This window comes from Bacillus sp. RC51, assembly GCF_044908115.1.
Taxonomy (GTDB): Bacteria; Bacillota; Bacilli; order Bacillales; family Bacillaceae_G; genus Bacillus_A; species Bacillus_A mycoides.
On the sequence record NZ_JBIYCW010000017.1, the window covers coordinates 62,184 to 85,743 of the forward strand.

General features: G+C 35.2%; 22 protein-coding genes. 14 read left to right on the forward strand and 8 right to left on the reverse strand.

Annotation, left to right across the window (positions count from 1 at the left end; translation table 11 throughout):
* Positions 1-144: 144 nt before the first annotated feature.
* On the reverse strand, positions 145-642 hold the full coding sequence (locus ABH959_RS25305; protein ID WP_002128293.1) for a DinB family protein: 498 nt from the start codon (positions 640-642) through the stop codon (positions 145-147).
* A gap of 536 nt (positions 643-1,178) precedes the next feature.
* Between ABH959_RS25305 and ABH959_RS25310 the strand changes: the two genes are divergently transcribed.
* Positions 1,179-2,141, forward strand: a complete 963-nt coding sequence (locus ABH959_RS25310) for a tubby C-terminal domain-like protein (protein WP_002137324.1) — start codon at positions 1,179-1,181, stop codon at positions 2,139-2,141.
* A 252-nt stretch (positions 2,142-2,393) separates the two neighbouring features.
* On the opposite strand, the gene ABH959_RS25315 is transcribed toward ABH959_RS25310, so the two are convergent.
* Positions 2,394-2,594, reverse strand: coding sequence for a helix-turn-helix transcriptional regulator (locus ABH959_RS25315; protein ID WP_002084410.1), 201 nt, complete (start codon positions 2,592-2,594; stop codon positions 2,394-2,396).
* Positions 2,582-2,941, reverse strand: a complete 360-nt coding sequence (locus tag ABH959_RS25320) for a DUF3796 domain-containing protein (RefSeq protein WP_113935929.1) — start codon at positions 2,939-2,941, stop codon at positions 2,582-2,584. Before ABH959_RS25320 ends, ABH959_RS25315 begins: the two co-directional genes overlap by 13 nt.
* Before the next feature lie 278 nt (positions 2,942-3,219).
* On the opposite strand from ABH959_RS25320, the gene ABH959_RS25325 reads away from it, so the two are divergent.
* The 5 genes from ABH959_RS25325 to ABH959_RS25345 all read left to right on the forward strand — a co-directional run bounded on the left by ABH959_RS25325 (position 3,220) and on the right by ABH959_RS25345 (position 7,915).
* Positions 3,220-3,414 carry a hypothetical protein gene (locus ABH959_RS25325; protein WP_002066080.1) on the forward strand — a complete coding sequence of 65 codons (195 nt, stop codon included), beginning with the start codon at positions 3,220-3,222 and terminating at the stop codon, positions 3,412-3,414.
* Positions 3,415-3,502: 88 nt separating this feature from the next.
* On the forward strand, positions 3,503-4,228 hold the full coding sequence (locus ABH959_RS25330) for an ABC transporter ATP-binding protein (RefSeq protein ID WP_002066081.1): 726 nt from the start codon (positions 3,503-3,505) through the stop codon (positions 4,226-4,228).
* A complete protein-coding gene (locus ABH959_RS25335) occupies positions 4,221-5,885 on the forward strand; it encodes a putative ABC transporter permease subunit (protein ID WP_113935928.1) in 1,665 nt (554 codons plus the stop codon). Before ABH959_RS25330 ends, ABH959_RS25335 begins: the two co-directional genes overlap by 8 nt.
* Positions 5,886-5,941: 56 nt before the next feature.
* Positions 5,942-6,700 carry an SDR family oxidoreductase gene (locus ABH959_RS25340; RefSeq protein ID WP_113935927.1) on the forward strand — a complete coding sequence of 253 codons (759 nt, stop codon included), beginning with the start codon at positions 5,942-5,944 and terminating at the stop codon, positions 6,698-6,700.
* A gap of 489 nt (positions 6,701-7,189) precedes the next feature.
* Positions 7,190-7,915: a hypothetical protein gene (locus tag ABH959_RS25345; protein WP_016091803.1), complete on the forward strand. Its 726-nt coding sequence runs from the start codon at positions 7,190-7,192 to the stop codon at positions 7,913-7,915.
* An 83-nt stretch (positions 7,916-7,998) separates the two neighbouring features.
* On the opposite strand, the gene ABH959_RS25350 is transcribed toward ABH959_RS25345, so the two are convergent.
* Positions 7,999-8,961 (reverse strand): hypothetical protein, encoded by a 963-nt coding sequence (locus ABH959_RS25350; protein ID WP_404493336.1) that lies wholly within the window; start codon positions 8,959-8,961, stop codon positions 7,999-8,001.
* Positions 8,962-9,175: 214 nt separating this feature from the next.
* Here ABH959_RS25350 and ABH959_RS25355 point away from each other — a divergent pair, with 214 nt between their 5' ends.
* Positions 9,176-9,403 carry a DUF3947 family protein gene (locus ABH959_RS25355; RefSeq protein ID WP_002084417.1) on the forward strand — a complete coding sequence of 76 codons (228 nt, stop codon included), beginning with the start codon at positions 9,176-9,178 and terminating at the stop codon, positions 9,401-9,403.
* 210 nt (positions 9,404-9,613) lie between these two features.
* Here the strand turns inward: ABH959_RS25355 and ABH959_RS25360 are convergent, their stop codons facing one another.
* The gene (locus ABH959_RS25360; RefSeq protein ID WP_000625800.1) at positions 9,614-9,988 is read right to left on the reverse strand and encodes a winged helix-turn-helix transcriptional regulator; all 375 of its coding nucleotides are present in this window, start codon (positions 9,986-9,988) and stop codon (positions 9,614-9,616) included.
* A 109-nt stretch (positions 9,989-10,097) separates the two neighbouring features.
* Between ABH959_RS25360 and ABH959_RS25365 the strand changes: the two genes are divergently transcribed.
* The gene (locus ABH959_RS25365) at positions 10,098-10,784 is read left to right on the forward strand and encodes an NAD(P)H-dependent oxidoreductase (protein WP_395921515.1); all 687 of its coding nucleotides are present in this window, start codon (positions 10,098-10,100) and stop codon (positions 10,782-10,784) included.
* 84 nt (positions 10,785-10,868) lie between these two features.
* Here ABH959_RS25365 and ABH959_RS25370 read toward each other — a convergent pair whose 3' ends face one another.
* Positions 10,869-12,542 (reverse strand): alkaline phosphatase, encoded by a 1,674-nt coding sequence (locus ABH959_RS25370; RefSeq protein ID WP_113935924.1) that lies wholly within the window; start codon positions 12,540-12,542, stop codon positions 10,869-10,871.
* Positions 12,543-12,795: 253 nt separating this feature from the next.
* Here ABH959_RS25370 and ABH959_RS25375 point away from each other — a divergent pair, with 253 nt between their 5' ends.
* The gene (locus tag ABH959_RS25375) at positions 12,796-13,848 is read left to right on the forward strand and encodes a pyruvate kinase (protein ID WP_404493337.1); all 1,053 of its coding nucleotides are present in this window, start codon (positions 12,796-12,798) and stop codon (positions 13,846-13,848) included.
* 363 nt (positions 13,849-14,211) lie between these two features.
* Positions 14,212-14,493, forward strand: coding sequence for a DUF1292 domain-containing protein (locus tag ABH959_RS25380; protein ID WP_003190466.1), 282 nt, complete (start codon positions 14,212-14,214; stop codon positions 14,491-14,493).
* 311 nt (positions 14,494-14,804) lie between these two features.
* Here ABH959_RS25380 and ABH959_RS25385 read toward each other — a convergent pair whose 3' ends face one another.
* Positions 14,805-16,100, reverse strand: coding sequence for a histidine--tRNA ligase (locus ABH959_RS25385; protein WP_404493343.1), 1,296 nt, complete (start codon positions 16,098-16,100; stop codon positions 14,805-14,807).
* Between the two features lie 277 nt (positions 16,101-16,377).
* Complete coding sequence (locus ABH959_RS25390; RefSeq protein WP_113935922.1) at positions 16,378-18,171, reverse strand: helix-turn-helix transcriptional regulator; 1,794 nt, start codon at positions 18,169-18,171, stop codon at positions 16,378-16,380.
* Positions 18,172-18,440: 269 nt separating this feature from the next.
* Between ABH959_RS25390 and ABH959_RS25395 the strand changes: the two genes are divergently transcribed.
* The 4 genes from ABH959_RS25395 to ABH959_RS25410 all read left to right on the forward strand — a co-directional run bounded on the left by ABH959_RS25395 (position 18,441) and on the right by ABH959_RS25410 (position 23,218).
* Complete coding sequence (locus tag ABH959_RS25395; protein ID WP_404493338.1) at positions 18,441-20,603, forward strand: serine hydrolase domain-containing protein; 2,163 nt, start codon at positions 18,441-18,443, stop codon at positions 20,601-20,603.
* Between the two features lie 209 nt (positions 20,604-20,812).
* The gene (gene ybaK, locus ABH959_RS25400) at positions 20,813-21,289 is read left to right on the forward strand and encodes a Cys-tRNA(Pro) deacylase (protein WP_113935920.1); all 477 of its coding nucleotides are present in this window, start codon (positions 20,813-20,815) and stop codon (positions 21,287-21,289) included.
* A gap of 692 nt (positions 21,290-21,981) precedes the next feature.
* Entirely contained in the window at positions 21,982-22,164 is a 183-nt protein-coding gene (locus ABH959_RS25405; RefSeq protein WP_000875167.1) for a hypothetical protein, read from the forward strand.
* Positions 22,165-22,351: 187 nt separating this feature from the next.
* Positions 22,352-23,218, forward strand: a complete 867-nt coding sequence (locus tag ABH959_RS25410; protein WP_113936101.1) for a PhzF family phenazine biosynthesis protein — start codon at positions 22,352-22,354, stop codon at positions 23,216-23,218.
* Positions 23,219-23,560: the final 342 nt, after the last annotated feature.

The following is a 23,560-nucleotide window of genomic DNA, read 5'->3' on the forward strand; positions in this document are numbered from 1 at the left end:
CATCAAATTTAAAAAATGTTTGTTCCCCAGTAATGAAAAAAATGAATTTAATTCTCATAAATAACTGTAAAGTGGTAAAAATTTCGTTTTGGGTGTAATTTAAAATCTTAAGTTAATGGGCATGGGGTGGAACCCTTTCCTTGCTTAGACCGGATATCCGCCTGTTGGCGGTGGCCAAGCACTAAATAATCTGCGAATCAGCACAATTTCTCCTAAATGGTAGGAGTTATGAGATGCAATATTCCGTAGAACACCGCCAGGGGTTTCACCAGGCCATTCCTCCAATGTTTTGTCCAATTGAACAGTTTGGGCGATCGTGCATGCCTGTTCAATCCCTTGAAGAAAATACTGAATAATCTGTTGCCACTCTTCCTCACTGCCAGGGCATTCTTCTTCAGGCCAGCTCTCTTTTACATGGGCAGGCAATGTAGGCTTCTTCCCCTGAGCGGATAATAAGAGAAAATCTTGCCAATAGGTCATGTGTTTCACTAATTGATAAATAGAATAAGGCAGTTCCTCTCGGCGCTTTCCCGCAAGCGCCACGTCTATATCCGATAAAGCATTCTTGATGGGAAGATGTCCTCGTTCTCCTCTTAACGATTTTACTAATGCCTGGCTAAACGCTTTATTTGATTGCTCCATAATAACTGACTCCCATCCTGTTTTATTTTCTAATTTGCTGATTTTATGATTCCGTCTTTTTTATATGTACTAAATAAATTATAGAAGCTTTACGACTATTAAGAGAAAGTAAAATAAGGCAAGAATCACTGACTTCTTAACGTACAGGAAATCGTAGGTTTTTATTTGATTAGTACCTTAATGTACAATTGTATTAACAGATAAATCAAAGGTTCGAATGACAACATTCAGGTCTGCGTTAATGTCAGCCACTTTTGATTTTAGCTTTTCCGATCCCTCCTGAATTTTATCCAATTGATTTTATTGTGAATGAACTATGAGTTGATTATAATAATTAGAGTGAACTCTAAGTCAAGAAAAAAATAATAAAAGGATAGTTATTCTATTGTGAGGGAGTTCGCGAAGCAAAAATAGCGCTACTATACTAAGGTCTTTCACGTGTTATAATGCGATAATTAAATATTCATATATACATAGTTTCTCAGAGTGATGCGATGTCATGTATGAGCTGTGTAACAACTAGAGGTGAGTGAAGGATGTTAACGTTTTTATTTGAGTTAGACAAGGCTATCCCGCAGAAGGATGAGCCACGGTATGCCGCTTATGCAAATGGCTTTATTGAAGGGGATTTAACAATTCGCGTGAGTGACAGCGTATTTTTTCAGAAGTCATGCATGAAGGTTGCAGAGCTTGGCATTTATTTAGGACAGTGGATGGAACAAGTGCAACATGGACAGAAAGAACAATTGAATTATGAAACGAGTGACCGTGAGGAAGTAATTCTCGGATTCGTATATGAAGAGGAAGATCAGTGGAGAGTTTTTTCCAGTTGGCAGCAATTTGAACTTCAAGAGCGTATATCAACTACAACATTAGTAGAGAGCGTTCAACGCTATTTGTATGAGCTAAATAAGGAACTGCGTGTGATAGAATATCCTGTGACGTTTGATCAGTACTTAAGAGGAGAGCGAATGATGCAGCTTTCTTACAAACGACTGTGTGAAAGTAAAGCGGACATGACGCCGATAGAGGTTTACAATGGAAGCAAACAAGAAGGCGTAGTACGGGGTTATTATAAAAATGCGTTGATGAAAGTGCTAGACTTCATTCCGAAAGTTGGTAGTAATATCAATTACGAAATAAAGGATAGTAAGGATAATATTCGGATCATCGCAAAGGATGTAAGTAGGCGGCGCCAAAGAAAGATTTTAGTAACGTACATCGATAATGATGATGTAGAGCATGAAATAATGGTATGTGACGGAAAATTATTGGATGCAAATTTCTTATTTACCTTTACATATAAGACAGAAGAATATGTTGTTCACAAAAATTCACTTGGGATTGGAAAGCTATTACGAAAGGGCTATGTAATCGCAGATTGGAATATTCGTCTTGAGGAAGATATGTATTACATCGAGATGAATGTATATGATGAGGATTATATAGAGGATCAATACTTACTGTTAGGCGTATTTCATGCGGTTTTGTATGGGTGATAAATGAAAAGTACTGGTATTCTTCATGGGAAGGATACCGGTATTTTTTTATGTGGTTCTGGAAAAAGTACGGTATTTTCGTTGCAACATACTGGTCGCTTTGATGAATGCAGTGATAAAAACCATAAAAAATAGGCGTATCAAGCAAAGTGTTGATACACCTTAAAACTACATTGTTAAACAACATGCGTCGTCTAGTATATATTTAATTACTTTAGATTCAGTATTATGTATTAAACTTGGTGCTCTTTATTAATCCTCAAAAATAAAAACCTCATCAATCGTACTATGTAGTGCCCTCGCTATATCGTGAGCAAGTTGTAAGGAAGGATTATATTTTCCTTTTTCAAGATGGCTAATCGTTTCACGACGTACACCAACCTTTTTCGCTAAATCTTCCTGCGTCATATGTACTTTGGCACGATATTCTTTTATCTTCGTTACGAACGCCATGGTGCATCTTCCATTTCATCAACTGGTTTATCGTAAAAGAACATAGAGAATCCGAATGTAAGAATGAGTGTGCTGAAAATAAGAGCAATATCAATCTCTTGTAGTGTAGGATTCGGAAATAACATTTCAATAAACATAATGATAGCGGTAGTTAATAACGTAACGATAAAGGCGTTGCGGCAAGATTTATTGACGATTTGTTCAAAAAGCTCATCGTGATGAACTTTTCTATACGTCGTGAAAAAGGAGAAAAAACAAAACATAGTAAACAATCCTTTTTCATAAAAAAATCCGAGAAACCCAAAGAAACCGAGAAAACCTAAATATTTTATCCAAGTCGTTTTCATGATAGATTCTCCTTTCGATGTTAGCCTTCACCAATCGGGCGTTTACGGGTAGCAGGGCTCCCACCTAACTTCTTTGCTCCAGCCGAATTTTGAGGTGGGGGTCTTACTGCTCACAAATAGCGGGATAAATCACTATATGTTATAAATATATCACATATGGAAATTCATAGTAATAATAGTTTTACGATTTATTTCATAATAATAGTAAAAAAGGTTAAATATTCTGTAAAATAAAAAGGGAAATATCGTAAAATGGATGTAAGGAGGGGGAGGAAGAAATGTTAACTGGGATAATGATTGTTATATTACTTGTAGTTATTACTGTAATTGGAACGGTGTTAATTGGGCGAAATGGTGATGCGAATTATAGTAAAGCGACAACAGGAAATATTAAACGACTTACGATGATTTATATAATACTAGCCGTTGTTTTAATCGTTGGATTAGGAATTTATATTTATTTTAAAGGTTGAAAAAACTGAAAAATATAAAAATCTAAAAATATAAGTATGCTATAATGTTAATATAGTTAATTGGTAATTAAGGAAAGGATTGGATGTAATGATCGAAATTTTGAATGTGTCAAAAAGTTATAATGGATCTAACTATGCAGTAAAAGATTTAAGTTTATCTGTACCGAGCGGAGAAATCTTTGGGTTTTTAGGACCGAATGGTGCGGGTAAATCAACGACAATTAAGATGATTACTGGTATTCATGGGGTGGACAAAGGAACCATTACAATCAACGGTAAAGATATTATGAAAAATCCGATGGAAGCGAAGAAAACATTTGGCTATGTTCCAGATAGCCCGGATATGTTTTTACGATTAAAAGGGATTGAATATTTAAACTTTATGGCTGATATGTATGAAGTACCGAAGGAAGTAAGACAAGAACGAATAGAGTCATTAGCGAAGAAGTTTGATCTGTACAATGCTTTATCTGATCAAATTCAAAGTTATTCACACGGTATGAGACAAAAGATTGTTATTATCGGTGTGCTCGTACATGAACCAGATGTGTGGATTTTAGATGAACCGTTAACAGGGCTTGATCCGAAATCTGCCTATATTTTAAAAGAAATGATGAGAGAACATGCAGATAAAGGGAAGATTGTATTTTTCTCGACACACGTATTAGAAGTAGCTGAAAAAATATGTGACCGCGTCGCGATTATTAATAAGGGAAATCTTCAGTTTAAAGGGAATTTAAATGAAATGAGAGACCATTTTGAATCCAATGAATCACTTGAAAAAATGTTCTTGGAGATGACGGGAAATGAGTAAAATTTGGACGTTAACGAAAGTATTATTGAAATTAAATTATGCAGATTTCATAACAGATAAAAAGAAAAGATGGGCGTATTTATTTTCATTTGCAGCCATTTTATTTGTAGGTTTTTTAATATTCGGTTCGATGACCCATGGAATATATGAAGGAATGATACACCTCGGACAGGATCCAGGAATTGTTATTGCGATGGGATTAGCAGTTGCTAGTATATGGGTATTTTTGATGAGTATTATGAACATTTTAACAGTGTTTTACTATAGTAATGATGTTGAAATGTTGCTACCGTTACCGTTAAAACCAGCGCAAATTATTTCGGCAAAGTTCTTTACAGTGTTAATTACACAATACGTAATGAGCTCGTTTATTTTATTGCCTATCTTTATTACTTACGGTTTAAAGAGTGGTGCTTTCATTACATATTACATTTATATGATTGTCATTTACTTATTCTTCCCGATCATTCCGCTAGTTTTAGCTTCGTTAATTATGACAATTATTATGAGGTATACGAATATAGCGAAAAATAAAGATCGAGGAAGTATATTTATTGGAATCGTAAGTATACTATTTATCGTCGGAATCAATGTATTTATGCAATGGAGAAATAAAAGTGCAGTATCTGGAGCTGGAGATTCGGTTGCGAATTATCTTGCAAATAATGAATCCTCACTTTTCATACAAATGACAAATTATTTTCCAACTACATATTTTGGAGCGATGGGATTAGTAGAAAATGCATCGTGGAAGGGAATATTATACGTACTAATATACATTCTTATTTCTATCGCATTTTTCGCGCTGTTTTACTACATTGCAGAGCGTACATATTTGAAAGGAGTTATTGGACTTTCAACGAGTACAGCAAAGAAAGAGGTAATTTCAGCAGAAGGTTTACAGAAATCAACGGTACAAAGTTCGCATTTAAAAGCATATGTGAAAAAAGAATTTAAAACGTTATTCCGCACGCCACAATTTTTCTTAAATTGTATTGTGCAAACTTTCGTTATGCCAATTATGCTGTTCTTTGTTTTGTTTGTACAAGATGGAAATTTGAAATGGATTACAGGGTATATTGATAATCCAGAATCAGCAGGTTTCGCAATTGGTGTTGGCCTTTGTGCCTCCTTATTTTTAATGGGGAGTAACGTTATTGCAACAACGTCATTCTCACGAGATGGAAGCTCTTGGTTTGTGAATCGTTACTTACCAGTAAAGGCTTCGGATATCTTTTTTGCGAAAGCAATAACTGCTTGGTTAATTAATGTGGTCATTTTAGCAGTATTCGGTATTACGATGGCAGTTGTAGCAGGTATTTCGCCAGTCTTCATGATACTTTGGTTCTTACTAAGTGCGAACGGTTTATTGTTAATTAATTTAATAGGTACACGCTGGGATGCACAAACTGCAGATATTCATTGGGATACAGAACAGAAATTATTTAAAAGTCGATATACAACTTTGTGGAATTTTTTAGCTAATATTTTAATAGCTTTAGTTATTGTAGCAGGTGTAAGTGTATTATACTTCTTCCTTCAAGTAGGACTTTGGATTATGTTTATCGTTTTATTTGTAATGTTTACGATTGTAAATTATATCTTTATTAAAATTTTAAAATTAGGCGCTGAGCGTATATTGTCAAATATTCAATAAGAAGGTAGATCCTCTGTATTCGTGCAGAGGATCTACGTATAGATGGAGGAGAAAAGGTGAGGAAAATAGCAATTGTAACAGGGGCAACTCGTCTGAATGGAATTGGTGCAGCTGTATGCAAGGTGCTTGCTCAAAAGGGGATAGACGTCTTTTTCACGTACTGGCCTCGGTATGATAAAGCGATGCCATGGGGAATGAATGATCAAGAGCCCTTTTTGTTGAAAAAGGAAATTGAAAGTTACGGCGTTCGATGTGAAATGGCAGAAATCAACTTATCGCAGTCTTATTCGCCTAATCGTGTATTGTTTATGGTATCAGAACGTTTAGGTGATCCATCTATTCTTATTAATAATGCGGCGTATTCTACTCCTACGAAAATTGAAGAGTTAGATGTAGAACAGCTAGATAAACATTATACGGTTAATGTTCGTGCTCCTATACTATTAAGTTCATTATTTATGAAATATTTTTCACTCAAAACAAGTGGTAGTATTATCAATCTTACTTCTGGGCAGTCACTAGCGCCAATGCCAGATGAACTGGCATATGTAGCGACAAAGGGAGCAATAGAAGCATTTACTAAGTCAGTTGCACCAGTAGCTATGGAGAAGGGGATTACAGTCAATGCTGTTGATCCAGGACCGACGAATACAGGATGGATTACAGAGGAATTACAGCATCATTTAGTATGGAAATTCCCGCAAGGTAGAGCTGGAGAATCGGTGGATGCGGCACGTTTAATTGCTTTTTTAGTAAGTGAAGAGGCGAAGTGGGTTACTGGGCAAGTCATTCATTCGAACGGTGGTTATTCATAAAAATATTATGTTAACAAGTGTTGAGAAATAAAAAAATTAGTAATTATTTTGTTTTTTTTATAAATAAAATGTCAAGAAAGATAAAAAATTGATAGGGGAGTATGTTGTCATTTGTAGATTGTAAATCTTCATGTGACAACATACTCTTTTTCTTTTGCTACAGAGGAGGAAAATGTAGTAGAAAAAACTCGAATATTAAAATGAATTTATCGTTTTTTGTACGTATTATTATGAAGATTACTGTCGGAAAGATGGTGATTCGTATGAAAAGGGATTTTTTAAGGGGAAATAGAATCGTAAAGAGGAGGATAAAGTGAAACTTTAATTAGTGAGGGGGTGTTTATTCCCCACTGATTATTAGCCTTCACCAATCGGGCGTTTACGGGCAGTTGATCTCGCACCTAACTTCCTTGCACTATCCGACTTCTGAGGTGGGAGTCTTACTGCCCGTTAATGCGGGATAAATTATATAAACATAGGGGGATTTATATGAAAATGAAAAAGGTCGCTATCGCATCAGTAGCAATTGGTACAATGCTTACAATGGCAGCTTGTAGTACCTCCACAGATAAAGATGCAGCAAAGAAGGATCAGGCAACTGCACAAAATGAAGAGCAATCGAAAACGACAAGTGCAGATGAAGCGTCAAAAACAACGAAAGATACTGAAAAAGACACAAATACTTCTTCGAATGAAAAAACAGATAAGGATGCAAAAAATACAAAGGAATCATCAGGAACAGAAAGTAACGGCAAAACAACAAAAGAAAAAGAAACGACAGGAAAAACGAATGATCAAACTACTAGCGGGAAAACAACAGATCAAAGCACAAGTACAAACAATAACGGAAAGACAGCAGATCAAAGTACAAGTACAAACAATAACGGAAAGACAACGAAAGATCCGAAGAAAAGCGTTGCTGTGAAAACAAATGTAAAAGAAGTCGTTACATTAATTGAAAGCTTGGACAAGCAATTAGCTGCAAATCCTAAGTTAGAAACAGTTAATAAAATCGGAAAACAAATTAATGAGAAGTGGGATGTCATTGAAAAAGAGTTAGAAGCATCACATCCGACTGAATATAAAACAATTGGCCAAAGTATGTATCCGTTAATTGTAGGAGCGGAGAAAGAAAAGATAGATGTTAATAAAATGAAGTCATTAACGACGAAAACGAAAAAGGATTTAAATCAATTATTGACGAAGCTTTCATAGTTTCAAAAGCCTACTCGTGTGAGTAGGCCTTTTTAGTTTGTTGAGGTAGTATAAGGGGCTCGCTACATCCAGTCTGACTTAATTTATTGTTCATTTTTAATTACGATGCGAAATGAACCGAATGCTTGTTGACTCATAAAATTATTTTTGCTGACTTTATAAGGAAATGGAAAAGCAACTAACTGGAAATTACTTTCTTGTTCCACTATAGGTAATGTGAATTTAAAAATTTGTCTCGTTTCAGGAGCGACCGTAGTATAAGCAACTTTTTTGTTATTTAATAGTTCAACTTGCTCCCAATCTTTAAAGGCCACGATTGCATAACTCATTTCTTCTGTCGTTTCATTTCCGCTAGATATAGTTAGCTCTTTACCTTTATTCTCAGAAAGCACCGCTTGTAGTTTTTCCTCATTTCTAGTAACAAATAATGGTTCATAAAGATCATCTTTTAAAACAGTTTTCGGCTGTACAGGAGTAAGTTGTATTTTCTCATTATCTTTATGATGAGTATTAATCGAATATCGCATACTTAGAACTTCTTCTAATATAGCGGCTTTATTTAGGTCATTATCTTTTAATTTATATTCAGGTTTTTTAATTATTAAAAAGGTTAATTCTCTAGCATTAGGAGAAAATTGTAAATGAATTTTAGTAGTGATCGAACTATTTGGCTTTATATCGAAAGAATAGTGGGATACCGCATTTGGAGTGTCATCTATTTTAAAAGGCTTTTGTTCGTAATCTTCTAAAACAATTAACCCATATTTTCGGTCTTCATTAATATTATGTACAAATGATAACGATACGTTAATCTTATTATCCTCACTAGTAATTTCACTTCCATTGTCGATATGTTGACCTTGATCATCCTTTAATCCATAAGAAACGGTATTAGTTTGCGACTCTCTCTGTTTTTCTTTTTTCATATTTTCTTTAGAAGGTGCATGAGATAAATTCGGGCTTTGTATAATTGAAGTATTGAACAAAATATAAATTATAAGTATCGAAACTAGTAAAATCCCGATAATTATATATATCTTTTTCATAAATAACACCTCTTACATTCGAGAGTTTAAACCCAATTAAAACAATATATGAAAAATTCGAAAATCTCAATGATTTGTCTTGAAATTAACTTTTATTTTACATTTGATTTATCTTATTGAATAGAAAGAAATTTAGGGATTATCCACTTTAATTCAATATTCATAGTATGAAACATGAAGACAAAAATATATGCAGAGGTGAGGTGAATAAAGAATGTTTTTCAATTATTTTTACAATGAAACGCAAATGCGCCCTTTAGGAGGGCAGGGTCCTGCGCAAAGCACTATTCAAGCTGTTCATCATGCTATACAAGCACAGCAACAAGCATTACAAGCGCAACAAATGCAACAAAGTTATTATCCACCACAATCGTATTATTCATTACAGTCTTATTATCCACCACAGGTGTATTACCCATCACAATCATATTACCCGATGTAGATTACACAAGAATGGAATTTGTTTTCGATCGTTACCGTATGAAACTGTATATGTTTTATAGCGAACAATGACAAAACAAAAATAGCTCTTTGATGGGGATAGGCTGCAAAAACATAAATTTCATATTTAAAAAAAGAAAAAAGATTGCCTGTATCCTAAGAGGCAATCTTTTTTGAGTTGTTTGTAATGGCTAATTACAGGTTTTAAATACTATTTAGTGTTATTTCTACTTTCCAAAACCTGCTCCATATTATTGGTCGCCCATTCCATCATTAAAAGGATAATTGGACGTAGTGACTCACCGAGTTCGGTTAGCGAATATTCTACTTTAGGAGGCACTTCACGATATACCTCCCGATGTACGATGCCATCTGCTTCAAGTTCTCTAAGTTGAAGTGTTAACATTCTCTGGGTGATATTAGGTTTCAACCTTTTTAATTCATTAAATCGTTTTTTACCATCTAACAAATGATAAAGAATAACCCCTTTCCATTTCCCACCAATAACCTCGACGATAGCTTCTACGGGACAAGAATATTTATTTAAAAATGGATAATTTATATCATCTTCTTTTGAACTAATCATAAAAAGACTCTCCCTTAACAATAGTATCTTTTTTGATACTATAGCACATAAATGTGCTTACTTGTAAAGTTGATACTTAAAAAATATAATTTAGTTGAGTAATAAATTAATGAAAAGAGGATTTTTTATGACTAACACAAAACAAAAAATTATTGAGGCTTTTAACTTTAGACATGCATGTAAAGAATTTGATCCTATGAAGAAAATTTCAGAAGATGATTTTAAATTTATTTTAGAAACAGGAAGATTATCTCCTTCTTCTTTTGGATATGAGCCTTGGAAATTTATTGTGGTTCAAAATAAAGAATTAAGAGAAAAACTATTACCATATTCATGGGGAGCAGGTGGGCAACTTTCAACAGCAAGTCATTTTGTCATTGTTCTTTCAAGAAACATCAAAGATATGCACTATGATGCAGAGTATATTCAGCACATGATGAAAGATATTATTGGATTGCCTGAAGAAGGCCAACAAATGAGATATGAATTCTTCAAAAAATTCCAAGAATCGGATTTTAAATTGTTAGACTCCGAACGTGCTGTATTTGATTGGTCATCAAAGCAATCTTATATTGCTTTAGCTAATATGATGACTAGTGCAGCTCAAATCGGTATTGATTCTTGTCCAATGGAAGGATTCGATAAAGAAAAAGTAGATTCTTTACTTCGTCAAGAAGGAATTTTAAAAGATGATAATCTTGAGGTGTCAGTTATGGTTGCATTCGGATACCGTAAAGGAGAACCAAAATTTAATAAAACAAGACAAACTATGGATACTATTGTTGAATGGATTTAATAAGATAAATTTGTATCCATATAACGAAAAAAACGCTACCCTTTCTATAGAAAGGATAGCGTTTTTTTATGTCTGTTTTTAAATTTAGCGAGAATGCTTTGTGAATAGTTGAATTGCTTTTTCAGGGACATAGAATTTCCCGTTGCTTTCTACAACGATGCCTCCTAATTCATAATCTTTCCCACCAATATAGATAATGTTTTTATTAACAAACAATTTGGCCGCCGTATTATTGCGTTTTACTACAAGCACCGGGTTTCGTACATCTTTTTTGTCAATCGTTACAGTTGCACCAATTTGTTTAAAGGATGTTTCAGCATCTAAGAATAATTTCTTAGATAATTCTCCTAATTGAAAGCCCATTGCTTTGGCCATTATTTTCGCAACGTCTGTATTTTGGACTAAACCGTATGGCTTTTGAGGACCGTAAGAGTATAAGAATACATCTTCACCCGTATGACCACCAGTTGTAAAACCGATGTTCGCACGGTTGGCCAATAATTTAGTAAGGATTGGACCTACATCAGCTTTCTTATGTGCAGCGTTTAACTTTTCTCTTTCATCCTCAGTTAGGTTGTCTAAACCGTAAAGAGCAGCGACCTCTTTTATATTAGATAAATCATCTTTTAGTTTATTTGTAGCACCCTCAAGTGTCATTTCCGCCTTTTTCAGTGGAGCAATGTAAGCTGATACTGGTGTGGTATCATATCCTTTTGTGGTATTGCTGTTGCCAATGGAAATACCGCTATTACCATGATCCGCTAAAGCAATGACCATAGTGTTACCGTCTTTCTTCGCAAATTCTAATGCTTCTGTAACTGCATCATCAAACGCCAATATATCGCTAATCATCCCGATTGGGTCATTTGCATGTGCTGCCCAATCTGCCTTACTGCCTTCTACGAATAAGAAGAAACCATCTTTATCTTTTGATAATGTTTGAATGGCTTTTCTCGTCATCTGGGAAAGAGTTGGCTGATTAGGATTGGTTATTCTACGATCCATATCGAACGCAAGGGCAGTATTAGAGAAAGAACCCCAGATTTTATTTGATTTGGAGTTTAATAACGCATCTTTTGTTTCGACAAAGTCGTACCCTTTGTCTTGAATCACTTTTACTAAATCTTCGTTGTCTTTACGAATTCCGTTGCTTGTCGTAGGCTGAAGTGATGCCTTTCCACCACCTAATACAACTTCTATATTTTGATAAACTTGCTGTTCACCAAGTACTTCGAAATTTTTACGGTTAGCATGGTGGGCAGAGAAACTAGCTGGAGTAGCATGTTGAATTTCTGATGTAGCAATGATTCCTGTCGCGCGGCCGGAACGTTTTGCGCCTTCTAAGACGTTGGCAACTGGACGAAACTTGCATTCTTCTTTAATGGGTTCTAAGCCAGGTGAATTTACAACAGAAGGTAATACGCCCACGTAACCTGAATTTGATTTGTTTCCTGTCGCTAAAGCTGTGGCTGCTGGTGCAGAGTCCGTAATAGCTGATTCTGCCGAATACGTACGAACACCTCCGGATACAATTTGATCTAGTGCAAGAGGTGAGCCTTTATACCAACGGGCTAATGTTGTAGCCGAAGAACTTGTCCCATCTATAACCATGAAAATTACATTTTTAGGTTGCTTTCCTGCTTTTTTTACCTCAGCTTTTACCTCGTTATCGTTCATTATGATTCCTGTTGCTAATGTAAATAGTGCTATCGTTCCCGCTAATGTTAGTCCCATTATTTTTTTTCGAAGAGTAGTCATTGTGGTTCCTCCATAGGTCGTTTTCGATATCCAAATCTAACGTTCGTATGTAAACAAGATTTATTATTAGTAGTACCCTATTGCAACGAAACTAACAATAACTATGGAGTCAAAAAGTTAAATTTAAGCTACTTACTCAGCAATCGCTTCTCCTCATATAAAACCTCTGTGCACCCTTAGTTGTACGGTCTTTCTTATAAAAAGAATCTTCTTTTTATTTTATGGGAAACATTTAAAAAAGGATGGTGGGGACATGACAATTGATCGAGTTTGTACAATTGGGCCAGCGAGTAATAATGAAGAAACGTTAGCGCAGTTAATAAACAATGGTATGAAAATTGTTCGGTTAAATTTATCACATGGTACGCATGAAAGTCATAAAGACATCATGCGTTTAGTAAAATCGTTAGACGATTCTATTAAAATTCTAGGGGATGTACAAGGTCCTAAAATAAGATTGGGTGAAATGAAAGAAGAACAAATTACACTTGAAGCAGGAGAGTTATTTACTTTACATACCAATCCAGTTCAAGGGAATAAAGAAGAAGCAAGTGTTGATTATGTGGGGATTGCGAATGACGTGAAAGTTGGAAGTAGAATTCTTATTAATGATGGAGAAGTTGAGTTAATCGTTGAAAAGATAAGTTCGGAAAAAATAGAAACGAGAATAAAAACAGGAGGCAATATTTTCTCTCATAAAGGGGTGAACTTACCAGGTACAATTGTTAGTTTGCCAGCTATTACGGAGAAAGATAAAAAAGATATTCAATTTCTTCTAGAAGAGGAAGTTGATTTTATTGCGTGTTCTTTCGTTCGAAAACCTAGTCATATAAAGGAAATACGAAGTTTTATACATGAACATAAAGAAACATCTCCTAATTTAATTGCAAAAATAGAAACGATGGAAGCAATCGAGAATTTTCAAGACATATGCAACGAAGCGGATGGCATTATGATCGCAAGGGGAGATTTAGGTGTGGAATTACCGTATCAATTTATTCCACTGTTACAAAAAATGATGATTCGTGAATGTAATCGAACGAATACATATGTCATTACAGCGACACAAATGCTTCAATCTATGGTAGATCATTCTATTCCTACAAGAGCTGAGGTGACAGATGTATTTCAAGCTGTATTGGACGGGACGAATGCTGTTATGCTTTCTGCTGAAAGTGCGTCAGGGGAGCATCCAATCGAAAGTGTGAAAACGTTACGTCTCGTTTCGGAATTCGCTGAGCATGTGAAAAAAGATGGGCCTTTTGCGATGAAAGATGTACTGGAATTGCTGCATAAGTCTCTTTAGTTTATATAGAAGGATTTATCTCTCATCCTAAAAACGTACGGAAAGGAATCAGGATAGGAGGTGCTATTTTAGTATTTACTTACAGATTGAAAGGTGGCATTCCAGCTGCCTATATGAAAGAATCATTATGGGACATGGAGGTCTTTCGGAAATCTAAAGAAGGATTTTAAATTAATTAATCCAATTATCTCATTTAAAATATGTTCATTCCTATTCATAAATGATATCCTTATAGTTGAATACTTTTGCTGAATCAGCAAAAATTTGTTGTTCTTTCTGTATGAATTCAACTTTTTTATGGAAAGATATGTTAGTAAGTGTGCAATTTGAACGTTTTATTTTTTAGAGTATGATAGGAGGAGAATGAATATGGAAGCAATTGAAGTAGGCGAAATTTTTAGTCTTACCGATGAGAATAATGAAGAACAGGAAGTTGAAGTGCTTGGAGCGATGGATGTCGAAGGTGCAGAATACATTGCGGTTGCCTTTGTAGAAGACATTCAAACAGAAACTGAGGAAGACATTGATATCTTCTTTTTAAAAATAGAAGAAGATAATGAATTCTCATACATAGAGAATGACGAGGAATTTGAAAAAGTATCTGCGGCGTTCGAGAAGATTATGGACGAGCAAGAACAAGAATAATAATAAAAAGAGTTAGACAAAAAGAGGGAGATGCATATTTGCCCTCTTTTTTTATATGGTTGAAAATCATATTTATATCAATCGATAATTATATTATGTAAACTAAATGGTTTTTAATCCCGCTATTTGTGGGCAGTAAAACTCCCACCTCAAAATTCGGCTGGAGCAAAGAAGTTAGGTGGGAGATCAACTGCCCGTAAAAGCCCGATTGGTGAAGGCTAATAATCAGTGGGGGATGAACAACCCCCCACTGATTATAGTTTCACTTTATTTCTTCACTAGAAAAACCACCCAAATGAGGGTGGCGCTTATTATATATAGTTATTAAATGTGTTATTTTCCAAGGAAGAGAGGGGAATCTTCACTTCAGTACCTTCCTTCATATTACGCAATACAACTGTTTCTGTAGATAGTTCCTCTTCGCCAATAATAAGTACATACGGGATATTTTCTTTATTTGCATAATTAAGGGCACGTTTCAATTTACGTCCGGCTAGTTCAAGTTCGATTTTTAAGGAAGTAGTAGAACGCAATTGCTGGGCAATTTGTAAGCATTGTAATTCTGTCCCGAGTGGAATGATAAAAAGATCTGCTGTAGATGATGTTGTTGCTTTCTGTGATAGAGCTGTATAAATGACATCTAATCCGAATGAAATACCGACTGTTGGATAGTTCATATTATCACCACGGAATGCTCCGATAATATTATCGTATCGACCACCGCTACCGATGCTAGATGTAATCGTGCCATCTTTTAGAAAGATTTCATACACAGTGCCTGTATACATCGTGAGTCCTCTTGCTAAAAATGGATTGAATATCGTATTTTCATTTATTCCGAGAGCGAGTAAGTATTGCTGTAATTGTTGCAATTCGTTTACTCCATCGTCAACAAGTGTATTATTGAAAGTGTCTTTAAAGTCGGCAATAGTAAGTTTTAGGCAAGATAAAACAGTATTACATATTGTATCGGCCATTTCTACGGTAATCCCGCGCTCCAATACATCTTTTCGTACACCATCAATCCCAATCTTTTCGATTTTGTCTAATGATAAAATTACGTCACTCGTTAGTTCAGTAGGGATGTTAATCGCCTGAAGAATACCGTTTAACAATTTTCGGTTATTATATTGTATCGTTACTTCTAAGTTTAACGTTCGGAATAGTTCAAACGCCATGCTCATGAGTTCAGCTTCTGCCATGACAGATTCTACACCAACTATATCAACATCGCATTGAATGAACTCACGGAATCTTCCTTGTTTAATTGGCCCATCTCGAAATACTTTACCAATTTCATAGCGTTTAAAGGGTAGGCGGATGTTCGGATTCATCGCCACGACTTTTGCGAATGGAATTGTTAAATCATAACGTAAGGCAAGATCGCGTTTTCCTTGATCCTTAAGTGTATATATTTCTTTTAAAATTTCATCGCCACCACCGTACTTGTAAGACATAAGCTCATACATATTTAACGTTGATGTCTCTAACGGTTTACAGCCATAACGTTCAAACGTATCTTCACATGCTCTTTTAATTTTGTTTCGCAATACTTGCTCCTCTGGTAAATAGTCTTTTGTCCCTTTTACATTTTTCATTTCCACTATAATCACTCCTCTTTTAAATTAAAAAAAGCTATGCAGGTATAAAAATACCCACATAGCTTTATGAACGCTTCGTGGGTCAACAGGAAAAGCCCTGTACCCACGAAGAAAAATTTTTCTTCGGATACACGGCGTTACGTATGATGATGAAGTTGGAAAGAAGTATTGAAAGTCCACATATGAAATCTCTCCTTAATAAGTTTTTTTCAAAGTATAACAGATGATTTTCGAAATATCAATATTTTCAGTTTTAAAGGAAAGCCTTTTAATTCCACAGTAGCTACAAGATATCTTCTGTTCGTGCCATTTTTACCGCCTCTTCACGATTGCTGACACCTAGCTTTGAATAGAGATTTGAACAGTAATTACGGATCGTTCCTTCAGATAAAAATAGCTTAGCAGCAATAGATTTATAGCGTAATCCTTTTGATAGATGCTCTAAAATTTCCATTTCGCGTTTTGTAAGTCCGTACGGGTAAGTTTGTTTAGTCGATCCGATTTTTTCCAATTGCTCACGTTGAAGTTTCATTTCCTCGAAAACTCGTGTAGCAACCGATTGATCGATCCAAGTCCCACCATTATAAATAAGCTTCAAGGCTTCCTTCATTTCTTGTGGATGAATAGACTTCAACATGTAACCTTCAGCCCCATGCTCTAGTGCAGTTGCTGCTTGTAAGGAATCTTCAAATGTTGTCATAAGAACAATTTTCATATTAGGCCAACGTCGCTTCATTTCTAGTAAAGCTTCAATACCATTCATTTCTGGCATTTGAATGTCCATTAGTACAATGCCAGGCTGTAATTGTTCACATAGTTTTAAAGCTTCAGCTCCATCGTGTGCTTTACCAACAACAGTAAAATCAGTGTGATGCTCTAAAATTTGCTCTAAACTATTTGTAATGAGTTCCTGATCATCAACGACCAATAAGCGAATTATGTTATGTACAAACTCTGTTTGTAATGGAATATTACAAACGATGAATGTTCCTTGCTCAGTACTAGAATGAACAGATAATGTACCGTGAAATTGTTCAAGTCGTTCTTTCATTCCGCTGAGGCCAAAGCCAAATTGAATTTCTTCCATTCCAATACCGTTATCTTCAATTTGCAATCGAAGTTGTTGTCCGTCGAAATGCAGTTGAACGGATATGGCGCTCGCTTTACCGTGCCGAACAGCGTTTGTTAACGACTCCTGAAGACAACGATATAGGCAGAAATTCACTTTTTGCATCACAAGAGTTTCATTGCCAATCGTACGAAATGTAACGGTTGTACCTGTAGATTTTATAAATTCTTCTGTTAATTGTTGCAGTGATTCACTTAATGAATTACTAAGTGGATTATGAGATAGCTCGTGTAGATGCTTTCGAATGTCATCTAGACTATGCTGAGCAATGCTGATAAGTGAATCAATTCTTTCAAACTGTGAATTCGGTACTGATGATTTTAGTGATGTGACGCCAGCGATGAGAGAAGTAAGTGTATGACCAATTGTGTCATGTAGCTCATGTGACAATCGATTACGCTCTTCTATGAGAGTAAGCTCTTCAATCCTTTTAATATGTTGTTCTAATAGTAGTTTTTGCTCTTCAATAATTCGAGATTGTTTATGATACTGAATTAATATATTAAAAGAAACGCCAATGGCAAAACCGATACTACAACTAACAATCATTTCGTATGGCGACCGCCCGGCAATCAAGGCGTTCAATAATGGGAATACAAATCCACAAAAAATACCGCTCCATATATAATTATTTTGATTACTACATAGGCCAATAGTGATTACGAGTAAAATGAAAGGCCAAAGTAAATTTGGGGCTACGGATGCTAAATAAAGATAAAAACAACCTGCGGTGATAATATCGAATGCAGGGTACCATTTTGTTTTCTTATATCGAATAATTAATGGTACAAGGTAAACGACAAAAGCGAGAGCAAGTACGATTATACTTGACGTATGAATGAATGATGGAAACATAAAATTAGTACCGATGATAATGAATAGCCAAAACGTTCGTACTAATATAAATATCCAATCATACCAAAACCATTTTTTTGTGAATGAGAACATAAATTATGCACCTACTTATATTTTAAGGTTAATTATCTAATGATTCAGATTCATCATGTAACATATCTTTTAAATCGTCAATAGAAAGACAGACAACAAAGCATGTCATATGAAGCAGTTGACAGTTTATCACATGTTTTATGTGACAGAGGTGTACATAGTGTCACGAGTAAATTAAAGCATTTTGTCACTATGTTATTTAACAATATTGAAGTTAAGGTGAGGGAGTGAGGCAACAGAAAAATTCAAAATAATAGGAGCGATGTATAATGAAGTTATTTTTCTTAAAAAAAGGAACGGCCCTTACTTTAACAGGGACTATATTGGTTGGAGCGTTAGCGATACCTTCTCATGGAAACATACATGCGGTAAACAAAAAGATATCAACTGAGCAAGTTGTCGATAAAGCTGCCGATACAAAAAATATTCCAGGAGTCATTGTTACTGTGAAAAATGGAGAAGCTAGTTGGTCATATGCTTCTGGTGAAGCAAATATTGAGAGGAATCATAAGGTAGATGCTGACTCTGCTTTCAGGATCGGGAGCACAACGAAGACGTTTGTAGCTACAGTTGCATTGCAGCTTGCTGGAGAGAAGAAACTAAGTCTAGATGATACGGTAGAGAAATGGTTGCCGGGACTTATAAAAGGGAAAGGCTATGATGGTAACAAAATTACGATTCGTCAATTATTAAATCATACAAGCGGAATTGCAGATTACTTGACTCCAAATCTTAAAGCGAAATTAATAGAGAATCCAAGTAAGAATTATAGACCGGAACAATTAATTTCCCGTGCCTTAGAATTAGAACCGGTAAAAGGCTGGTCATACTCGAATACGAATATGGTTATTGTAGGATTGATTATTCAGAAGATAACAGGGGAATCATATACCGAGCAGATAAAAAAACGAATTATTGAACCTCTTAGTTTAAAAGAAACAGTCCTTCCTGGAAGTTCGATGGATATTCCGAAAAAAAATGCCCGTGGCTACTTGAATACGGGAGATAAATTAGTAGATATTACTTTGTTTAATCCATCAGTTGCTAATGCTAGTGGTGAAATGATTTCGACAGGAGAAAATATGACAACGTTCTTCCGTGCCTTATTAAGTGGTAAACTACTGACACCGGAGATACAGAAGGAAATGGTGACTAACACAGTTGATACCCCATTAGGAAAGTATGGGCTTGGCATTCACGCAACAAAATTGCCAGACGGTACTGAAGTATGGGGACATGGTGGTGGTATTCCTGGTTTTACTAACTTTGCTGGTGGAACGGAAAATGGTCAACATGTTATCTCGATAAACATTAATGTATTAGGAGCAGAAAAACAGATTAACAATATATTAGCTTCAGAATTTGCAGAAAAATCAAAAAAGGAACCTGCGGATAAGGAAAAGAAAAGTAAGCATAGAGAAGAAGTAAAATACGTAATGGATCGAGTAGTAACGAATAAAAAAATCCCAAGTGTTATAGCTGGCGGATTAAAGGATGGAAAGCGGTGGTCTTATGCTACAGGGACGGCAAGTTATGAAATACCACGCCCAGTGGAACCGAATTTTTCATTCCGTATCGGAAGTATCACTAAGGCATTCACAGCTTCTGTTGTACTGCAATTGGCTGAAGAGAAACAATTAAACCTTGATGATTCAGTCGAAAAATGGTTGCCAGGAGTCGTACAGGGTAACGGATATGATGGAAATAAAATTACAATTCGTCAGTTGTTGAATCATACAAGTGGAATTGCAACCAATATAGATAAGGATATGCGAGATCTTACACTGCCCCAAAACCCATTTCGGTACTATAGTACCGATGAACTTATCAGTTTAGCGCTTGCAAAGCCGCCTGTATTTGCACCAGGGGAGGGCTGGGACTATTCGAACACAAATACTGTTATAGCTGGGAAGATTATTCAAAAGGTAACAGGAGATACGTATGCGGAGCAAATTAGAAAAAGATTCATTGAGCCACTGGGGTTAAAAGAGACATTCGTAATGGAAGCAAGTCCGCACATACCAGGTGAACATGCTACAGGATATAGTATGGATAGATCGGGTCGTTTATATGATTTGACAGAAATAAATCAGTCATGGGCGAATGCAGCTGGAGATATGGTTTCAACAGTGAAAGATTTGACTACCTTCTTCAGTGCACTGTTGGGTGGAAAGCTTCTAAATCAAGAGCTAATGGATCAGATGTTCAAAACAGTAGATTCACCTATAGGTAAGGTTGGACTAGGAATTTATGAAGAAAAAACACCGGACGGACAATCATATTGGGGGCATGCTGGTGGGACTTATGGATTTGAAACGAGGGTCGGTGGACCTATTGGAGGAGAGCATATTTTAGTAACTGCTATCAATGCAGTAGGTCCAGAGGTTATTGAGGGGAGGGATAAAATATTTAATAAGGAGTTTGGACGTTAAATGTAAAACCGACATCAAGCCTTTTATTTGAAGGTGAGAGTCGGTTTTCTTTTTGCTCTCTTAGTACCTTTAAGTTGAGGATGAATAATTAAAGTTTTACTTTAAATTGAACAATATGTGAAGTTTTGTAGGAGAATTTGAAAAAGGTGTATAATAAAAGGAAAATTAATGATGTGAAATAAATTTCTATGTATTAAAAGGAGAAGCTCATGAAAAAAGATAAAACAAATGCGATGCGAATATTAGATAAAGAAAAAATTGAATATTCCATGATGTCATACGATCCAAACGATGGGAAAATTGATGGCGTATCAGTTGCTGGGAAAATTGGTAGAGAAGTGAGAGAGGTATATAAAACGCTTGTCGCTCAAGGGAATAGTAAAGATTATCATGTTTTTATAATCCCAGTAGATGAGGAACTAAATTTAAAAGCAGCTGCAAAAGCAGTCGGTGAAAAAAAGATAGAAATGATTCCTGTTAAAGATATTACGAAAGTGTCAGGGTATATTCGCGGTGGTTGTTCACCAGTAGGAATGAAGAAGTTATTTTCTACATGTATTGATGTGAGTGCCCAATCGCTTGAAACGATCATTGTAAGTGGCGGGAAAATTGGCGTGCAAATTGAGCTGAAAGTTGATGACTTGGCGAAAGTGACGAGAGCGCAGTTTGGTGAAGTAACGAAGTAAATATACATAGGGAAAGAAGTCCTAGTTTTATTAAATTCAGATAATAATTTATAGGATAGTTAGTCCATTATGAGGGCGGATTATCCTTTTTTATTTACATAATGAATGAAATGAAAAGAGATTGAATTTTTAGTTTAATCAGTATAATATGGATGTGTAATTTTAATCATTTGTTTGGCTTTAGGAGGAGTACAATGCCTCGTTGCAAGGACTTTAAATAAACAAGCAGAGTTACTCTTAAAGATAGACAAAGGACGGGAGAGTGTTTTAATGAGGGTTCAAGAAATATCCATAAGAAAGCACATATTGGGGGATGCCAGTATTTTGGAAAACCCCCACGCTAAGAGCATGCAAGATTTTATACAGTTTTTTGGCTAATCCAGTAACAAACAAGAGCCCTAAAACCATGCCAGGATAGGAATGTATAAAAAAATGTATAGATTCATAGAACTAAAAAGAAGGTTCCCTTGTGAGAGCAGGGTTATCCTTTTTCCTTGCTACCGATAATGAGATGTTACGTTAACTGATCATGTATACAATATGCAACTAAAATCAAACAACATATCACCTCTCTCAAATGGTAAAATTGGGAAAAGGGATATTCTAAATAATACCTTTAGAAACCACTATTTATCACATAGAAGTTACCGAAAAAAGAGATGAAAAAGAAAAAAAGTAAGAGGGGGGCATAAGTGAAATATATTAATGGATTGTACATATCACTTATATTGATGATGTTCATTAATTTACTTAATATTACAATGTTTGATAATAAATACTCAGGGATAACAATGTATATCTCTTCCGTTATATTCACAATTGGAAGCGCATTTTTCATAAATGCAAAACGACTTAAAATTAGTGAGAAAAAATAAAACCTCTTGCAACTCAAAATCACTTAAGTCCTTCAGTTAAATAATCTGAAGGACTTTTAATAGTTTTCTAAATACATTGAGTCCCGATAATAGGACGTTATGTTAATTAGGGATGTATGGAATGTACATGTCACTTTTTATATCTACAACATGATATACTGGGAAAAAAGGGAAAGAAGTGATTGGATTGAAGATTAAAACATATATGTTAAACGCCTTCACTAAAAATACAAAAGGTGGGAATCCAGCTGGGGTTGTTTTAGACACAAAGGATCTTACAACAAAAGATATGCAAGCTATTGCAAACAAACTAAATTTCTCCGAAACTGCCTTTGTACTTCCTTCTGTAAATTCAGATTACGAAATTAAATATTTTACACCAAATGAAGAAGTTGCTATATGTGGACATGCTACAATTGCTACTTTTTCCTTATTAGCCCAAATGAAAGAAATAAATTCAAAAGTGTATACAATAAAGACTAAAGCGGGGATGCTTAACGTAAAAATTGACGAAAATAAAATGATATCTTTACAACAAAATCTCCCTAATTTCCTTACAACACTTCCTTGTAAAGAAATTATTGAATCTTTAAATCTAGATGAAGAACAACTAATACCTGATATGCCTATTCAAATCGTATCTACAGGTTTACACGATATTATTATACCTGTCAGAAAACTTTCAGACCTGTTAAAGATTATTCCTGATATGAAGAGGATTGCTGAAATAAGTAAGAAATATAATGTAATTGGTTATCATGTATTTACACTGGAAACACTATATAATTCTACAGCTCATTGCAGAAACTTTGCACCTTTGTTTAATGTTCCAGAAGAAAGTGCCACTGGTACATCAAATGCAGCACTAGCATGTTATTTAATAAAACAAAATAAAAATTTAAAAAAACATAATACCTTCACTTTTGAGCAAGGATATGTAATGGATCAGCCTTCAGAGATTATTGTAAATGTATCAACTGATTTTAATAATATTACAGATGTTCACGTAGGAGGCTTTACTTCTAATTTTCAAGAAAAATATATTATTATTTAAGAAAAATACCTTCCACTTTCGGAAATTATGTAAATAAGCTGTTCACTGGATTCTCATAGAAAACTGTGGTGAGATGAAATTTTTGATTTTGAAGCACTTCAAAATCTTAGCTAGATGGCTATGTATCGGTACCCCACAATAAAAAGGCAGGAACATATTAAATATGTTCCTGCCTTTGGTTTTATCCCGCATTAACGGGCAGTAAGACCCCCACCTCAAAATTCAGCGGAAGTAAAGAAGTTAGGTGGGGGATCAACTGCCCGTAAAAGCCCGATTGGTGAAGGCTAATAATCAGTGTGGGATGAACAAAACCCCCACTGATTAAAGTTTCACTTTATTAAG

Excerpts from the sequence above, each read along its gene's own strand:
- ABH959_RS25330 (WP_002066081.1), top strand. The coding sequence starts at position 3,503 with ATGATCGAAATTTTGAATGTGTCAAAAAGTTATAATGGATCTAACTAT.
- ABH959_RS25370 (WP_113935924.1), bottom strand. The coding sequence starts at position 12,542 with ATGACTACTCTTCGAAAAAAAATAATGGGACTAACATTAGCGGGAACG.
- ABH959_RS25395 (WP_404493338.1), top strand. The coding sequence starts at position 18,441 with ATGAAGTTATTTTTCTTAAAAAAAGGAACGGCCCTTACTTTAACAGGG.
- ABH959_RS25345 (WP_016091803.1), top strand. The coding sequence starts at position 7,190 with ATGAAAATGAAAAAGGTCGCTATCGCATCAGTAGCAATTGGTACAATG.
- ABH959_RS25335 (WP_113935928.1), top strand. The coding sequence starts at position 4,221 with ATGAGTAAAATTTGGACGTTAACGAAAGTATTATTGAAATTAAATTAT.
- ABH959_RS25315 (WP_002084410.1), bottom strand. The coding sequence starts at position 2,594 with ATGGCGTTCGTAACGAAGATAAAAGAATATCGTGCCAAAGTACATATG.
- ybaK (WP_113935920.1), top strand. The coding sequence starts at position 20,813 with ATGAAAAAAGATAAAACAAATGCGATGCGAATATTAGATAAAGAAAAA.
- ABH959_RS25375 (WP_404493337.1), top strand. The coding sequence starts at position 12,796 with ATGACAATTGATCGAGTTTGTACAATTGGGCCAGCGAGTAATAATGAA.
- ABH959_RS25305 (WP_002128293.1), bottom strand. The coding sequence starts at position 642 with ATGGAGCAATCAAATAAAGCGTTTAGCCAGGCATTAGTAAAATCGTTA.
- ABH959_RS25390 (WP_113935922.1), bottom strand. The coding sequence starts at position 18,171 with ATGTTCTCATTCACAAAAAAATGGTTTTGGTATGATTGGATATTTATA.
- ABH959_RS25320 (WP_113935929.1), bottom strand. The coding sequence starts at position 2,941 with ATGAAAACGACTTGGATAAAATATTTAGGTTTTCTCGGTTTCTTTGGG.
- ABH959_RS25380 (WP_003190466.1), top strand. The coding sequence starts at position 14,212 with ATGAATATGGAAGCAATTGAAGTAGGCGAAATTTTTAGTCTTACCGAT.
- ABH959_RS25360 (WP_000625800.1), bottom strand. The coding sequence starts at position 9,988 with ATGATTAGTTCAAAAGAAGATGATATAAATTATCCATTTTTAAATAAA.
- ABH959_RS25355 (WP_002084417.1), top strand. The coding sequence starts at position 9,176 with ATGTTTTTCAATTATTTTTACAATGAAACGCAAATGCGCCCTTTAGGA.
- ABH959_RS25310 (WP_002137324.1), top strand. The coding sequence starts at position 1,179 with ATGTTAACGTTTTTATTTGAGTTAGACAAGGCTATCCCGCAGAAGGAT.
- ABH959_RS25325 (WP_002066080.1), top strand. The coding sequence starts at position 3,220 with ATGTTAACTGGGATAATGATTGTTATATTACTTGTAGTTATTACTGTA.
- ABH959_RS25350 (WP_404493336.1), bottom strand. The coding sequence starts at position 8,961 with ATGAAAAAGATATATATAATTATCGGGATTTTACTAGTTTCGATACTT.
- ABH959_RS25365 (WP_395921515.1), top strand. The coding sequence starts at position 10,098 with ATGAAAAGAGGATTTTTTATGACTAACACAAAACAAAAAATTATTGAG.